The organism is Psychrobacter sp. H25, from assembly GCF_059076335.1.
Window position 1 is genome coordinate 332792 of record NZ_JCACRV010000001.1, and the last position, 15348, is coordinate 348139.

The window sequence follows — 15348 nt, forward strand, 5'->3', positions numbered from 1 at the left end:
TCACGCATATCATTCACTCGTTTCTGTTTTGCATAGCCGCTATCAATGGTATCGACAGGGACACAAAGGAGGATTGTTCATTGAACACAAACCAACAAGCTAAGCCCAACAAAAAAGACGTACTGATCATCGGAGCAGGCGGTGTCGCTCAAGTGGTCGCACATAAATGTGCGATGCACAATGATGTACTTGGCGAGATTCATATCGCCTCACGTACCAAAGACAAATGCGATGCTATCGCGCAGAGCGTAAAAGAAAAAGACAGCTTTAAGCAGGCTGCGGTCTTGCATACGCATCAGGTCGATGCGATGGACAGCCAAGCACTCGTGCAGCTGATACAAGACACAAAAATACAAATACTTATCAATGTTGGCTCGGCATTTATCAATATGACCGTTCTAGAAGCTTGTATTGAGACAAACACGGCATATATAGATACGGCTATTCATGAAGATCCACGTAAGATTTGTGAGACGCCACCTTGGTACAACAACTACGAGTGGCAACGTAAACAGCGCTGTGCAGACAATAATGTCACTGCTATTTTAGGCGCAGGGTTTGATCCTGGTATGGTCAATGCGTATGCGCGTCTTGGCTACGACATGATGGATGCAGGGTCTGTGACGGATATCGACATCATTGATATCAATGCGGGCAGCCATGGCAAATACTTTGCGACTAACTTTGACCCAGAGATCAACTTCCGTGAGTTCACCGGTACGGTTTATTCTTGGCAAGACAGCAAGTGGCAGTCTAATAAGATGTTTGAAGTCAAACGTACGGATGACCTACCAGTTGTAGGCGTGCAGAACAGCTATCTGAGTGGTCATGATGAAGTTCATTCATTGTCAGCCAATTTAGATGTACCAAACATCCGTTTTTGGATGGGTTTTGGTGAGCACTATATCAACGTATTCACCGTGCTACAGAGCCTAGGACTACTGTCTGAGCAGCCAGTAATGACGGCTGAAGGTCAAGAAGTAGTACCGTTAAAAGTTGTAAAAGCCGTACTACCAGATCCAAGCTCGCTGGCACCGAACTATACAGGCAAGACCTGCATTGGTGACAAAGTCAAAGGCAAAATCAATGGCGTTGAGACTGAAGTGTTTATTTATAACGTCTCAGATCATAAAGATGCTTACAACGAAGTGGGTAGCCAAGGTATCTCATATACCGCAGGCGTACCCCCTGTTGCGGCAGCCATGCTAGTTGCAACTGGCGAATGGGATGCAGGCAAGATGGTCAACGTCGAAGAGTTAGATGCCAAGCCATTTATCAATTTACTCAATAAGATTGGTCTGCCAACGCGTATCAAAGATAGCGAAGGTGATAGAGCACTTGAGTTTGATATTTAGTTAGCGAGTTTTATTTAGAAAAGCCTATCTATAAAAGATAGGCTTTTTTGTGTCTAGTTTTTACTATAATTCATTAGGATTATATTCTCTCAACGCCGCAATACGATCATCCAATGTTGGGTGTGAGCGGAATAGATTGGCAATACTAAAGCCTTGCGTTTGTCCTGATGAGATCGCAAACGCTTTCATACTCTCAGGCATTTGATCTGGTCGCTGTGCGGAAGGACGCAGAGCATCAAGCGCACTGATCATTTTTTCGCGGCTGGCAAGTTTTGCCCCCATTTGATCCGCACGGAATTCACGTAAGCGTGAGAACCACATCACGATGGCAGACGCCAAAAACCCAAGCAAAATATCCATCACAATACTGGTGATAAAGTAACCGATACCTGGGCGATCACTGGTGTTTTTGAACACAGTACGGTCCACGAAGCTACCGATAATGCGCGCAAAGAACATCACAAACGCATTGACCACGCCTTGAATGAGCGCAAGGGTTACCATATCACCGTTTGCCACATGACCAATTTCATGCGCCAATACGGCTTCGACTTCATCTTGATTCATATTCTGTAGTAGACCAGACGAAACCGCTACTAGCGCTTTATTCTTATTCCAGCCAGTCGCAAAGGCATTTGGCTGCGAATTATTAAAAATACCAACCTCAGGCATACCGATGTTTACCGCTTGTGCTTGTTTTGCCACTGTATCGACCAACCATTGCTCAGTTGGGTTACGTGCGGATTCTATCACCATCGTACCCGTGGATTTTTTGGCCATCCACTTTGATATAAAGAGTGACACCATTGAGCCAACCATACCGTAGATACCGCACATAACAGCAAGACTGACATAGTTTAGCCCACCTGCCGTGTATACACCGCCAATCCCAAAAAATCTGGACAGTATCCCAAACACAATGCTAAAGACCACGATCACGGCCAAGTTGGTCAATAAAAATAATCCAATACGCATCATGACGCTAATTTCCTATTTAAAGTGTTGGTATGGCCTAGATAGACGGTTATCTAAGAGGTTTGTTTGTTATGATAGATTTTACTGTGGTTTTATCTGTCATACCATTTTAATAATGTCAAAGTGCTAAAATAATTATGTTGTCCCAACAATCTAGGTATATTAGCTCGTTGCCAAGACTGGTTAGCTACAGTACAACATCACCGAAACTATTGCCTATTGATCTAAGTATTAAGTTTTGGTCAACTATTTCTTATTTTGATTTCTCCGAAGATAATGATGACCAAGGTTAATCTTTAAAAATTAAAAAAATGAGAACATCCCATGCAACTAGAAATAAATATTATAGACGCCTTCACTGACACTTTGTTTAAAGGCAATTCCGCTGCGGTTATTGTGACAGATGAATGGTTAGATGATGCTTTGATGCAGTCTATTGCGTCTGAAAATAACTTGTCTGAAACGGCTTTTATCGTTGTTGATGACAAAGGTTTTTATCATATTCGTTGGTTTTCACCACTGACTGAAATTGACTTCTGTGGTCATGCGACCTTAGCTTCTGCTTACGTGCTGTTTAAGAAAAACCCGAACGTAAAAGTTATTCAATTTTCAGCCAAAGCAGTTGGTATACTTACCATTGTCCAAACAGAATCAGGCAAGATACAAATGGATTTTCCCAATACAATGCCTGAAAAAATTGATGAGATTCCTGATAGCTTATTGGCAGGGCTTTCTATTGTGCCTGCTGAAGTCTATCGCAATACTCAAGCGTATTTTGTTATCTATGACTCTGAATCCGACGTATTGAATGTTGTGCGTGATAATGACAAATTGAAGCAGCTAGCACCTTACGATGTGGTGGTAACTTGTGAGGCAACCTCAGAAAATTATCAGGATTATGATTTTGTCTCTAGATACTTTTGGCCAGCAAATGGCGGTGACGAAGACCCAGTGACTGGTTCGGCTCATACTGGGCTTGCACCTTTGTGGGCAGAGCGTTTGGGCAAAAGCGAATTGATTGCCTATCAAGCATCTAGCCGAGGCGGCGCGCTTGACTGTACTGTGGTAGGGGATAGAGTACTCATTTCTGGCAATGCCGTACCTTATCTTACTGGATTTATCACCGTTGAGGAGTAGATAGGTTTGACAGAATTAAAAACCGTTGGGTTGTTTGCGCTGACCGCATTGGCTGAGATTGCAGGGTGTTATCTGCCTTATCTGTGGCTGCGAGAAGGCAAGTCAATCTGGCTGCTAATACCTGGCGCGCTGAGTTTAGTCGCGTTTGTTTGGCTGCTGTCATTACATCCGACCGCTGCAGGTAGGGTTTATGCAGCCTATGGCGGTGTATATATTTTTATGGCAATACTATGGTTATGGGCTGTCGATGGTATTCGTCCGACTTCATGGGACATAATAGGTGCTGTGGTCGCGCTACTTGGCATGGCGATCATTATGTTTGCGCCGCGTAGTGCCTAGGGCATGTCTTCAATTCAATCGATGGTCGTCTAAATGGACTAAAAATGACTAAATTTTGCCAAACCGCGTCAAATAGCTGGATATTATCGAGACTATTTTCCTTGTTTGACGGCAATTTATCTCATTTCTATGACCATTTTTAAAATGAAGACACACCCTAGTTAGTAAATAGCCACTAATAAAAAACGGTTCGCCAAATGATCGCATTTGATGAACCGTTCTATATGATTAGTATCTATATATAAAATTAGTGCTTGTCTCGGATACTGCCATTATTGCCGTCTTTCTTAGCTTGTTTGGCGGCTTTTTTCTCTTTAGCTGTTAAAAGCGGCTTCTTTTTGATGTTCTTCTTGCTGTCTTGACCCTTACTCATGGTAACTCCTTTGTAGATAACGCATACAACCCGTTAAGCCAATTGAGCTGACTTAAAGTAAGTATGGTGACAATTAACATTGTCGCTTACTGAATCGAGTATAGGCTTAAGCGTTAGTAATAGATAGCACTCGCACAATTCGCCTACGATTTATTTCTTCTACTTTCTTTAGCAAAATCATTGTGTTAGCCAAATCACATTACAGCTAATTTGTTCAATCAATCATGGTATTTATAAGTGCTTACTTACGGATACATAGCGATTTGCTATAATGGCTAAAAGCCGATGAATAAACGCGGCAAACTTTTATTTATTAACATTTAGCACCATCGTGCTCACTGTTTTGGTCACCCTATTATGCGTATACGTAAACTGTTTAAATTCGAAAATGCTCACATTGTTCGTAATTGTAGCTCTGAGCGTTGCAAGCACTCAATTCATGGTCACAGCTATCAGATTGAGCTTATTTTAGAGGCTAATCGTTTAGATCATGGGCAAATGGTTTATGATTTTGGGCTGCTAAAATCTTCGATCAAAGACATTATCGACAGCTTTGACCATGCGATTTGTTTTTGGAACAAAGACGATCCTGAGTATGTTGCAGCGTGTAAAAAATTCAGCGCGCGCTGGATAAGTCTGCCAGTATCTCCATCGGCAGAACAGTTCTCACGTGTGATATTTTTCTGGGCGCAAGAAATACTGCGCCAGACGCAGATGCAAAATGGCGAAGCAGATGTTAGTGTTTATTCAGTGATTGCTCATGAGACGGCGACAGGCTACGCGCAGTGTTTCGCTGACGATGTGACAAACGAGCAAATGGGTAAGCTGGTCTTAGAGGACTTTGAATTTAGTGAGCAAGTTCGTACTGAATGGACTGACTCTGATCTGTATGCCAAGCTGATTCGCGGTGAAAGCTTTACTAATCCAACGGTGACGATGCAAGTACAGGCAGGTTCAGACTAATGCATAACGACCAATCAATAAAAAATAGTTGCACTGTGCAAACGCTGATACTGAACTCTGAGCAAGATACACAGTTATTGGCCAAGCAACTGGCAGCATTGCCATTAACGGGTAGTGTGTGGCTGGCAGGGGATTTGGGTGCTGGTAAAACCACCTTAACGCGTTACTGGTTGCAGGCACTTGGTCATACTGGTGCCGTAAAGAGCCCGACATATACTTTGGTTGAGCCGTATAGTATCCAGCAAAATAATGGTACAACCAAGCCTGTCTATCATGCAGACTTATACCGTCTCCAAGATCCAGAAGAGCTTTCTTTTATTGGCTTTGATGAATATTTAGATGAGCCTGAAGCACTAGTTATCATCGAATGGGCAAGCCGCGCTGATGGCTATCTACCATTGCCAACCTTGTATATTGATATGACGCAAGATGAAAGCGATGGTACGGAAAATGACGCCCGCCAAGTGATACTACGGTTATCGAAGACAGGACAAGCACAAGGTGTAGATCTAACAAACTTGCAAATCTAAACAATGCTTACCAATGCGCTCCAAACTTTCCAAAACATGACAGTCAATAATGCCAGATAGCCATTCCTATATCCGTATCAAAAAACTATCACCGCTGCTGATCAATCAACTAGCAGCAGGTGAGGTCGTGACGCGTCCAGCCGCAGTAGTCAAAGAGCTGCTTGAAAATGCCATTGATGCAGGCGCGACCAATATTGACGTGCGCATCACACAAGGTGGTATGGGTACGATAGAAGTGGTAGATAATGGTACAGGTATATATCCTGACGATATGGTCATGGCTATCACGCGTCATGCTACCAGCAAAGTCGCTGATGTTGCCAACTTGCACGGTATCACGACGCTGGGTTTCCGCGGCGAAGCGTTAGCGGCGATGGCTGCTGTCTCTCGTTTAAGTTTGACGAGTAGCCATGATGATAGTGGCATTGGTCGCCAATTACAGGTCGCTGGTGTGCTGGATGATACGCCAAAACTGACGCCAGTCGTGCATAATCGTGGTACAACCATTATCGTAAAAGACCTATATTTTAATGTGCCTGCACGCCGTGGTAACCTGAAATCTATTGCGACTGAGTTTGGTCATATCGAGACGATTGTTCGCGAAGTTGCACTAGCGCGAGCTGATGTTGCCTTAACACTATGTCATGATAATAAAAAACGGCTATCGCTCTCTGCAAGCAACCACAGTAGTAGTGACAATAAACGTTTGCCACTATCGCGTCTAGAGCAAGCCACTGGTATGGCACTAACGGATGATGCGATCAATATATCGATAGATTTATCGAGCCTTATACAACAACCCATAGCGTACGATAATATGGTGACAAGCCAAGCCTCGATTAGCGGTTGGCTGTGGCCGATGCATCATGAGCAAACGGCCTTACCGAAGCTGATTTATGTGAATGGGAGATTGGTAAAAGAGGCCTTGATTAGTAACCAGATGCGTCAACTGGCTCAGAGCGCCCAGCTGGCAAGTGTGGGTTACGCGCTTTATTTTGAATTACCAACCCAGTGGTTAAATATCAATGTTCATCCATCGAAACAGCGTATCAAAATAAGCCCACTTAATAACATCATGGCGCATTTAAGCCATACGATCCGCACTCAGTTGAAAACGATTGAGACGGTCAAGACCACATCTACGCCGATGGTTGATACTGCTGAAGAGGTTTGCTCAGAGCTACCAGATGGTAATGCTTTGATGGGTGGCTCACTTACAGGTCGCTCGTCTGAAATGTTCACATCGAGTACGCAGCCTACAGATACTCACAGACGTCGCCCGCGAGTACAGTCTGTTAGGCAGTCCTATCAGTCAGATCCAACAAGATCAAACCCAATAGAAACATCCTCTCAAAAATCAACACATTCTCACATTAGTGATTCAACAGATCAAAATAATAGTGACGCTCCACATTATTCTGCTGAAATGAAACTGCGCGCATTTTCATTACCAGTTTGCTTAGATATCGTGACTGGTTTGGGTAACGTGGTAACCGCTACGTCTATTAACTCGAACATAGATGACAATACATTGCCTTGGTTGCTATTTTACAACCAAGGTCAATGTCTATTAGTAAGTGTCAAAGACTGGCAGTCCAAGGTGAATCAATTATTTGAATCGCAATTATTCGATAGCAAAGCATTTAATCAAAATCAAATGCCAAACAGTGCTAGCGATATCAATCAACAACTCAATGAGATCAACTCTCAAATGTCTGCACAGGACTCTATAATGTTTGAGACCGATCTCACTGAGATACTAAAAAATAGTTCGCTCAAAGTCATAGACAGCAGCCGTCTAGTAGCGTTGATGCTATCTTCAAAATCATAGCTGTTAAACTGAGCTTCACTTTTGCCATCCTCACTTGACTAAAGGCAACGCCATGTATTCCTCGTCTGATAACGTATCTCAAAACTTGCCGGATAACAGTGTAGTGTGTCTAATGGCACCAACCGCTAGCGGCAAAACAGCATTGGCATATGAGCTATACGATACGGGGCGTTATGAGCTGATTTCGGTAGACTCAGCACTCATATATCGTGACATGAACATTGGTACGGCCAAGCCAACAGCGGCTGAGCTGGCACGCTATCCTCATCATTTAGTTGACATCATTGACCCTACACAAAGCTATAGCGTTGCTGAATTCGTCACTGATGTGGCACGCCTTATTGATGAGTGTCATGAGCGCAAAAAGATACCGCTGTTGGTAGGTGGTACAATGATGTATTACATGGCATTACTCGATGGGTTATCTCCAGTGCCTGATAGTGATGATAGTGTACGTGCGCGCGTCGAACAATGGCGCCAGCAAGAGGGGATTTCGGCACTGTATGACTATCTGGGTAACATTGACCCGATAAGTTATGAGCGTTTGAACGCTACTGATACCCAGCGTATTACCCGCGCGATTGAAGTCTATTTGCAGACAAATAAGCCGATAAGTGAGTGGCAGCGTCAACCAAAACAAGCGCTGGCACATAATCCAGCTCAGCAGTGGTATGCGTTATCGGTTATGCCTGAGCGTCCATGGCTGCACGTACGTATTGAACAACGTCTAGATATTATGTGGAATGAGGGGCTAGTAACTGAGGTTATTGGCTTACTTGAGAAATATTCGTTGACACCTAACATGCCGTCGATGCGCTGCGTCGGCTATCGACAAGTATTAGAGTATTTGGTTCGCATTGATCATGAGATATTTGATAAACCGCACTTAGAGAAAGCTCAGTTTTATGACGCTTTTGAAGAGAATGATAGTCTAACCAGAGAAAACAAATCGCAATATGGCATGATGCAATCAACTGCTCAGTCAATGCCAACAACTCACGAGGCTGAGGCACTTGCTTGTCAGGAAATGCAAAATAAGGCATTATATGCTACGAGACAGCTGGCCAAGCGTCAGTACACATGGTTACGAAAAGTTATGCAGTTGCCTAATACTTCGTTAGATAACGCAGTAGGTTGTGACCCCACTACCGAACTTATTGATAGTAATATAGTGTTGCAAACATTTGCTACAATGGCGCAGGCAAGAGACTACTTATACAAATAGATATATAAATATAATTTTTGACTGTTAATTTATTGTGCGCATATCATGTGTACGATTCACTACTATAACGAATACCACGTATGTATAAGAAAGTAATCACAATTAGTTTCAAAAACTAGCATAGATAGCTGTTATACTTTGAATTGGCTGAAAATGGAGCAAGGCACAATGCTTCTTGCCAAATTTCTAAGCCACAAACCAGTAATAATTGACTTTTGTAGATAAAAATAATTAATGAAATAAGTAGTTACTTACTTATTTACAATAACAATGTATTCGCGATAAAGTGGAATCACTTAAGAGCAACCAATATTGATTTAGATACGTTTTACAAAGAAAAAATACCATTGTATCTACCTTTTAGCCATTATAATTAAATTGACACTTAGAATAATTGGCATCCAAAACATAACTATATAATATTTAGGAGAGATTTCATGTCAAAAGGACAAACTTTACAAGATCCATTCTTGAACTCACTGCGCAAAGATCGCATTCCTGTCTCTATTTTTTTGGTCAATGGCATTAAGTTGCAAGGTCAAATTGAATCATTCGATCAGTATGTTGTACTTCTAAAAAACACTGTCAGCCAAATGGTATACAAACACGCGATCTCAACAGTTGTACCTGCACGCAATCCACGTAGCAGTACAACGACAGGCTCTACTACACAACCTCAAAGTGCGGCACCAGCTGGCTACCAAGGCGGTGGGTTTGAACGTGGTAGCAATTCTGCTGGTGGGTTTGACGAACGCGGTTTTGCTTCTAACCGTAGTGGGTTCAACCGTGGTGGTTTTAGCCAAGGTCAAGAACGTGGATTTGAACGTGGTAGCTTTGGTCAAGGTCAGGATCGCGGTTTTGAGCGCGGCGGCTTTGGTCAGGATCGCGGCTTTGATGCATCAATAGACAATACAGGCTTTGAAAACAAGCCAGATGATGGATCAAATGACAGCAACAGCTAAATAGCTATATGATCTTAGTGTGCTGCATAAAATACACTATCAAGCTATGATGTATCCATTGAAGACCTGCTACGATAGTGGGTTTTTTTTATATCAACAGGTTCATGGCTGTTAGGAAAGCTATTAGACTGTGACAGTATTATAAATCTTGTAGACCATTATTAATATGAAGCAGAGTATAGTAAAATACTATACTGATTCACCATAAAAATAGAGCAGATTCATGAGTGATACTAAAAATAATTTGACCCATGAGCAATTCATTACTACTGCTATCGAAGCGATCAATACCGAGATATCCGCATTGGCGTTACTGACAGAGCAGATCGATGATCGGTTTGCACAAGCATGCGATATTATTTTGGCTTGTCAGGGTCGCGTTGTAGTCACTGGCATGGGTAAGTCAGGATTGATTGGACGTAAAATAGCAGCGACTTTTGCATCGACTGGTACGCCTTCTTTTTTCATGCATCCTGGTGAAGCGGGGCATGGCGATTTGGGCATGCTCGTAAAAGGTGATGTGCTGCTTGCTATTTCAAACTCTGGTGAGTCTGATGAGATCAAAATGCTTTTGCCAGTGGTCAAACACCTTAATATACCCCTAATCAGTATCAGTCGTGATAAGCGCGGTATGCTACCACGAGCCGCTGATATTGTGCTGACGCTTGGTCAGTCACAAGAAGCTTGCCCACTCAACCTTGCACCTACGTCGAGCACGACCGCTACCTTAGCACTTGGCGATGCTCTAGCGGTGGCTTTAGTACATGCGCGAAATTTCACGTCTGAGGACTTTGCACTATCGCATCCAGCTGGTGCCTTGGGTCGTCAGTTATTAACGCGTGTCGCAGACTTGATGCATACCAAATCAGAAGACCTACCGCTAATCGATCAGCAAGCACCATTACAGCAAGCGCTATTTACAATGTCTGCTGGACGCTTAGGCATGACAGTAGTGACTGATGATAGTGATAAAGTTGTTGGCGTATTCACTGATGGTGATTTACGCCGCGGCTTAGAAAAAGGCATTGATCTACAAACACCTATGCATAAAGTGATGGTCAGCAACCCACGCCGTGCTAACAAAAGCATGCGTGCATCGGATGCTTTGAGCGTCATGAATGAAAATGGTATCAGTCAATTACTGATTATCGATGATGAAGACCATCTAGAAGCAATTATTACCGTACATGATTTATTACAAGCTGGTGTTAAATAATACTATCGATCGTCGATGATGTGACAAGATAAAATACTCAGTAACACAGCCGTCAGGATGAGAAAAATAATGCAAGACTTAATAAAAAAAGCTGGACAAGTAAAGCTATTGGTTATGGATGTCGATGGGATTTTATCCAACGGTCAAATCATCTATGATGCTAATGGTATCGAGACCAAAGCATTTTCGGTGCATGATGGCGTAGGTGTTAAGTCTCTCGCGCGTTATGGTATTTTGACCGCTATTATTACTGGTCGTAGTAGTGCGATGGTAAATAAACGAGCTGCAGAGATGGGTGTTAACCATGTGGTACAAGGACGTGATGACAAGCTCATTGCATTAAACGAGCTGTTATCGTCTCTAGATCCTGAACTTAACATTACTGCTGACGACTGTGCTTATATGGGTGATGATTTACCAGATATCAAAGCGATGCAGACAGTGGGTTTTGCTGCGACAGTGCCAAACGCGCATGCAGAGGTCATTAAGCGTAGCGATATGGTGACCACTAGAGCGGGTGGTACTGGCGCAGTACGTGAGATATGTGACCTCATCTTAAAAGGACATGGACATTATCAAGACTTTATCGCGAGCTATACGCTTGATGAAGCTCAAACTCAGGATAAACAGTCGTGAATACACGTGTTTTAATTGTACTAGCATTAATCATTGCAGGCATTGCTGGTTGGTTTTTTCAGCAGCAGGGCGACGTAACGCCGCCAGTCAATATTGAAACGACAGATGTCGATTATGAAGCCACTGACATCAAAGCAGTCCAAACGAATGATGAAGGCGAAACTGAGTATGAGCTTACTGCTGAATCTTTAACTCATAATCCTGAAACCGATCAAGATGAGATGTCAGGTATCACGATGAATTGGGAGCCATCAACAGAACAGCGTTATCGTATTCAAGCGGGCACTGCCGCTATCAGTCAACAGACAGGGGAGTTAAGCCTGTCAGGTGGTTTTACATTGGTGAGCGAAGGGAATAAAGACGCATCCGATATCGAGCCGATAAAAGTGACGGGTACTACGCTAAAAGGCAATACAAAGTCAGGTCAAGTCTACAGTGAAGAACCCGTCCAAATCGAACAAGGCATGAACCGCTTTGAAGCGTCTAGTATGACAGCCAATCTTGAAACAGGTGAGTATGAATTTGGTCAAGTCGCGGTCGCTTTTATGCCAGCTGATCGTCAAGATAAAGCATTGTTTTAACCCATAACCTTTTTATCCATTATGTGAAAATAGCAGCTAGCATGACGTTTGCAATTTCTATCACGAATTATGAAATGAGCCATTATATGAAATCTAAATTTTTGCCTGCTTTACGTGCATCATCACGCTGCTTACACAACTTACGTACCGTGCCAGTAGTTATGCTATTAGCGCTACCGTTATATAGTCATGCATTACCATCAGATGCCAATCAACAAATAAAATTGCTAGCGGATAAGGCTACTTATAGCGAGCGTACTGGTGTCACCAGTTATTCAGGTAATGTCATCATTACTCAGGGTACATTTAAGATGACTGCTGATAACATCACTGTCAATCTCTCTCAGCAACGTAGTATCAACTCAGCGGTAGCAACAGGTCGTCCAGCCACTATGCAGCAAGTGGTCACGCAAGAAAAAGGACTGGCTAAAGGTCAAGCCAATAAGATTGATTACAATGCAGTATCCGGCATCATCACGCTAACGGGAAATGCTAAGCTGGTACAGAATGGGGCAAGTTTTGCTGGTAATGTAATTCGTTATAGCTTAAAAGCTGGTGATGTGGAAGCAACTGCTGGTGGTAATCAACGAGTAGAGCTCGTGTTCCCGCCTAACAACAATACTAGCCAAAGCGGTGTACGCTAGTCTATGCCAGTATGGTCGTAAGATTAAAATATGAGCAGCTAAACAAGGCTTTGGCAGTGCTTGAATTTTGTGAAAGTAAGAGTGAGCTATGAGCGATAATAAAAATACAAACCCTTCAGCATTGAATACCAATACGGCACCTGTCGCTCGATTGACGATGCAAAACTTAGGCAAACGTTATGGTAAACGCTGGGTCGTCAAAGACGTCTCGTTTTCTGTTGAGCAGGGCCAAGTTGTCGGGCTATTAGGTCCCAATGGGGCAGGTAAAACCACCAGTTTTTATATGGTAGTCGGATTGGTCAATATGGATAAGGGCCGCGTCACTCTTGGGAAAATGGACTTATCCAAATATGCTATGCATGAGCGTGCTCGTGCTGGCATTGGATATTTGCCTCAAGAAGCATCGATATTTCGCAAGCTCTCTATCGAAGACAACATATTAGCCATCCTGCAAACTCGTACAGCGTTAAGTAAAGCTGAGCAGCAGCAGGAGCTTGAAAAACTGATTGGTGAGTTCCATTTAGAACATGTACGTACATCGCTGGGGATGAGCGTATCAGGCGGTGAGCGTCGCCGCTGTGAGATTGCTCGTGCACTGGCAGCTGATCCTAAGTTTATCTTATTGGATGAGCCGTTTGCAGGTGTAGATCCTATTTCTGTCGGTGACATCAAAGACGTTATCTTAACACTGAAAAACCGTGGTATCGGTGTTTTGATCACTGACCATAATGTTCGTGATACATTAGCCATCTGTGAAAAAGCTTATATCGTTTCAGAGGGTGCGATCATCGCTGAAGGAACGTCGTCTGAAGTATTGGATAATGATTTGGTAAAATCCGTCTATTTGGGTAAGGACTTTCAAGTATAGTCTAAGAACCTAATATTTTTTTCTCATACCTATATCTCTACAGACTGCTGGATCTAGTATTGTGAATTGACCCATAAGACCAGCAGTAAGCACATTTCCTATAGCTATAATAGCAACCATAATACTTATACGTTGAATATTAACCCATCTATAACACACAGCCTATAACGTTAATGGCTGAGTATTCTATCTCTTTAACGCTTACAAAAACATATCGATACTTCATTCATTATTCTCGACTAACCACCTGAATAAGGCTCATTATTTATGGCAAAAAATAAAAGCAGTTATGTCTGTCAAGAGTGCGGTGCGCATTTTGGCAAATGGGCAGGGCAGTGTACAGATTGCGGCGAATGGAATAGCTTGGTTGAAGCACCAAATGTCAGCATGCCGCATCATAATAAGAGTAGTGCAAAGTCTACACCGAATCGCCCCACACCTCGTAATACGGGTGCAGCAGCTGGTAACTACTCAGGTACTCATAGTGCGGTCATGCCACTTAATGCAGTAAGCGTCACGTTAGATACCCGCTTGCCAACAGGCATCAGTGAGTTTGATCGAGTGCTGGGCGGCGGGTTAGTAGCTGGTTCTGTCGTGCTAATCGGTGGCGATCCTGGTATTGGTAAGTCAACTATATTGTTGCAAACAGCGACCAATATGGCACGTGCTGAATCACTAGCAGGGAGTGCGCTATACGTCACAGGTGAGGAGTCACTTGCTCAGGTGGCCATGCGTGCTAAGCGCCTAGACCTACCTGCTGATAGGCTTCGTGTATTGGCAGAGACCAATGTGGAAACTATTTGTGCCGCCTTGACCCAAGAGCAGCCAGCCATCGCTATCATTGACTCTATTCAGACCATATATACCGATGCCATCAATTCAGCACCAGGTGGTGTCAGCCAGATTAGAGAGTCTGCTGCTATCTTGACACGCTATGCAAAACAAACAGGCACTGCGCTATTTTTAGTCGGTCACGTGACCAAAGAAGGTACATTAGCAGGTCCACGTGTGCTTGAACATATGGTTGATACGGTACTGTACTTTGAAGGTCAGTCTGACTCACGCTTTCGAATGATTCGCGCGGTCAAAAACCGCTTTGGCGCTGTAAATGAGCTAGGGATTTTTGGTATGACTGATATGGGGTTAAAAGAAGTTGCCAATCCATCAGCCATATTTTTGAGTCGTTATGATAAGCCTGTTGCCGGATCTGTGGTCATGGTTAGCCGTGAAGGTACAAGGCCTTTACTGGTAGAAGTACAGGCATTGGTTGATGACTCTCAAGGCTCACCGAGACGGATGGCATTGGGACTAGACTTTCAGCGTTTGTCGATGCTGCTCGCGGTTATGCATCGTCATGGCGGTATTCATACCAGTGGGCAAGATGTCTATGTCAATGTTGTAGGCGGTGTCAAAGTTATAGAGACGGGGTCTGACTTAGCGGTGTTGTTGGCATGCGCCTCAAGTATTAAAGAAAAACCGTTACCCTCGTCATTAGCAGTGTTCGGTGAAGTCGGTCTCTCTGGTGAAATTCGCCCAGTACCTAATGGGCAGGAACGTCTGAAAGAAGCGATGAAACATGGATTTAAGCATGCGATCATTCCAAAGGCCAATGCACCTGCTAAAGGTGCGCCACAGTTTAAAGGAATTAATGTAATCGCAGTTGAACGTCTTGATGATGCTATCGAAAGCGCGTTTGAATTATAGTTAATGTTA

At 43.3% G+C, this 15348-nt stretch carries 16 protein-coding genes; 14 read left to right on the top strand and 2 right to left on the bottom strand.

Annotated elements, in window-relative coordinates:
* Positions 1 to 80: 80 nt before the first annotated feature.
* The gene (locus AC5JPO_RS01325) at positions 81 to 1355 is read left to right on the top strand and encodes a saccharopine dehydrogenase family protein (RefSeq protein WP_493843037.1); all 1275 of its coding nucleotides are present in this window, start codon (positions 81 to 83) and stop codon (positions 1353 to 1355) included.
* A gap of 63 nt (positions 1356 to 1418) precedes the next feature.
* Here AC5JPO_RS01325 and htpX read toward each other — a convergent pair whose 3' ends face one another.
* On the bottom strand, positions 1419 to 2333 hold the full coding sequence (gene htpX, locus AC5JPO_RS01330) for a protease HtpX (RefSeq protein WP_493853094.1): 915 nt from the start codon (positions 2331 to 2333) through the stop codon (positions 1419 to 1421).
* 321 nt (positions 2334 to 2654) lie between these two features.
* On the opposite strand from htpX, the gene AC5JPO_RS01335 reads away from it, so the two are divergent.
* Together AC5JPO_RS01335 and AC5JPO_RS01340 are read left to right on the top strand one after the other, a co-directional pair.
* Entirely contained in the window at positions 2655 to 3467 is an 813-nt protein-coding gene (locus AC5JPO_RS01335; RefSeq protein ID WP_493853095.1) for a PhzF family phenazine biosynthesis protein, read from the top strand.
* A gap of 6 nt (positions 3468 to 3473) precedes the next feature.
* Positions 3474 to 3806 carry a YnfA family protein gene (locus tag AC5JPO_RS01340; protein WP_443527170.1) on the top strand — a complete coding sequence of 111 codons (333 nt, stop codon included), beginning with the start codon at positions 3474 to 3476 and terminating at the stop codon, positions 3804 to 3806.
* A gap of 247 nt (positions 3807 to 4053) precedes the next feature.
* Here the strand turns inward: AC5JPO_RS01340 and AC5JPO_RS01345 are convergent, their stop codons facing one another.
* Entirely contained in the window at positions 4054 to 4179 is a 126-nt protein-coding gene (locus AC5JPO_RS01345) for a hypothetical protein (RefSeq protein WP_443527169.1), read from the bottom strand.
* 357 nt (positions 4180 to 4536) lie between these two features.
* On the opposite strand from AC5JPO_RS01345, the gene AC5JPO_RS01350 reads away from it, so the two are divergent.
* The 11 genes from AC5JPO_RS01350 (at position 4537) to radA (ending at position 15339) form a co-directional block, all read left to right on the top strand.
* Positions 4537 to 5142, top strand: coding sequence for a 6-pyruvoyl trahydropterin synthase family protein (locus AC5JPO_RS01350; protein ID WP_319051554.1), 606 nt, complete (start codon positions 4537 to 4539; stop codon positions 5140 to 5142).
* Positions 5142 to 5672 (top strand): tRNA (adenosine(37)-N6)-threonylcarbamoyltransferase complex ATPase subunit type 1 TsaE, encoded by a 531-nt coding sequence (gene tsaE, locus AC5JPO_RS01355; protein ID WP_493843041.1) that lies wholly within the window; start codon positions 5142 to 5144, stop codon positions 5670 to 5672. Before AC5JPO_RS01350 ends, tsaE begins: the two co-directional genes overlap by 1 nt.
* Before the next feature lie 49 nt (positions 5673 to 5721).
* Positions 5722 to 7503 carry a DNA mismatch repair endonuclease MutL gene (gene mutL / locus AC5JPO_RS01360; RefSeq protein WP_493853096.1) on the top strand — a complete coding sequence of 594 codons (1782 nt, stop codon included), beginning with the start codon at positions 5722 to 5724 and terminating at the stop codon, positions 7501 to 7503.
* A 52-nt stretch (positions 7504 to 7555) separates the two neighbouring features.
* Entirely contained in the window at positions 7556 to 8728 is a 1173-nt protein-coding gene (gene miaA / locus AC5JPO_RS01365) for a tRNA (adenosine(37)-N6)-dimethylallyltransferase MiaA (protein WP_493843043.1), read from the top strand.
* A 437-nt stretch (positions 8729 to 9165) separates the two neighbouring features.
* Complete coding sequence (gene hfq, locus AC5JPO_RS01370; protein ID WP_493843044.1) at positions 9166 to 9690, top strand: RNA chaperone Hfq; 525 nt, start codon at positions 9166 to 9168, stop codon at positions 9688 to 9690.
* 223 nt (positions 9691 to 9913) lie between these two features.
* Entirely contained in the window at positions 9914 to 10906 is a 993-nt protein-coding gene (locus AC5JPO_RS01375) for a KpsF/GutQ family sugar-phosphate isomerase (protein ID WP_493843045.1), read from the top strand.
* Between the two features lie 69 nt (positions 10907 to 10975).
* A complete protein-coding gene (locus AC5JPO_RS01380) occupies positions 10976 to 11542 on the top strand; it encodes a KdsC family phosphatase (RefSeq protein WP_319051560.1) in 567 nt (188 codons plus the stop codon).
* On the top strand, positions 11539 to 12123 hold the full coding sequence (lptC, locus tag AC5JPO_RS01385; protein ID WP_443527163.1) for an LPS export ABC transporter periplasmic protein LptC: 585 nt from the start codon (positions 11539 to 11541) through the stop codon (positions 12121 to 12123). The genes AC5JPO_RS01380 and lptC overlap by 4 nt, the downstream gene beginning before the upstream one ends.
* Before the next feature lie 161 nt (positions 12124 to 12284).
* Entirely contained in the window at positions 12285 to 12767 is a 483-nt protein-coding gene (lptA, locus tag AC5JPO_RS01390; protein ID WP_319051574.1) for a lipopolysaccharide transport periplasmic protein LptA, read from the top strand.
* 88 nt (positions 12768 to 12855) lie between these two features.
* Positions 12856 to 13635, top strand: coding sequence for an LPS export ABC transporter ATP-binding protein (lptB, locus tag AC5JPO_RS01395; RefSeq protein WP_443527162.1), 780 nt, complete (start codon positions 12856 to 12858; stop codon positions 13633 to 13635).
* A 267-nt stretch (positions 13636 to 13902) separates the two neighbouring features.
* Positions 13903 to 15339 (top strand): DNA repair protein RadA, encoded by a 1437-nt coding sequence (gene radA, locus AC5JPO_RS01400; RefSeq protein ID WP_493843047.1) that lies wholly within the window; start codon positions 13903 to 13905, stop codon positions 15337 to 15339.
* The last annotated feature ends 9 nt before the right edge of the window (positions 15340 to 15348 follow it).

Coding starts and splice junctions, on each gene's coding strand:
- htpX (WP_493853094.1), bottom strand. CDS start 2,333: ATGATGCGTATTGGATTATTTTTATTGACCAACTTGGCCGTGATCGTG.
- AC5JPO_RS01335 (WP_493853095.1), top strand. CDS start 2,655: ATGCAACTAGAAATAAATATTATAGACGCCTTCACTGACACTTTGTTT.
- AC5JPO_RS01345 (WP_443527169.1), bottom strand. CDS start 4,179: ATGAGTAAGGGTCAAGACAGCAAGAAGAACATCAAAAAGAAGCCGCTT.
- AC5JPO_RS01350 (WP_319051554.1), top strand. CDS start 4,537: ATGCGTATACGTAAACTGTTTAAATTCGAAAATGCTCACATTGTTCGT.
- tsaE (WP_493843041.1), top strand. CDS start 5,142: ATGCATAACGACCAATCAATAAAAAATAGTTGCACTGTGCAAACGCTG.
- mutL (WP_493853096.1), top strand. CDS start 5,722: ATGCCAGATAGCCATTCCTATATCCGTATCAAAAAACTATCACCGCTG.
- miaA (WP_493843043.1), top strand. CDS start 7,556: ATGTATTCCTCGTCTGATAACGTATCTCAAAACTTGCCGGATAACAGT.
- hfq (WP_493843044.1), top strand. CDS start 9,166: ATGTCAAAAGGACAAACTTTACAAGATCCATTCTTGAACTCACTGCGC.
- AC5JPO_RS01375 (WP_493843045.1), top strand. CDS start 9,914: ATGAGTGATACTAAAAATAATTTGACCCATGAGCAATTCATTACTACT.
- AC5JPO_RS01380 (WP_319051560.1), top strand. CDS start 10,976: ATGCAAGACTTAATAAAAAAAGCTGGACAAGTAAAGCTATTGGTTATG.
- lptA (WP_319051574.1), top strand. CDS start 12,285: ATGCTATTAGCGCTACCGTTATATAGTCATGCATTACCATCAGATGCC.
- lptB (WP_443527162.1), top strand. CDS start 12,856: ATGAGCGATAATAAAAATACAAACCCTTCAGCATTGAATACCAATACG.
- radA (WP_493843047.1), top strand. CDS start 13,903: ATGGCAAAAAATAAAAGCAGTTATGTCTGTCAAGAGTGCGGTGCGCAT.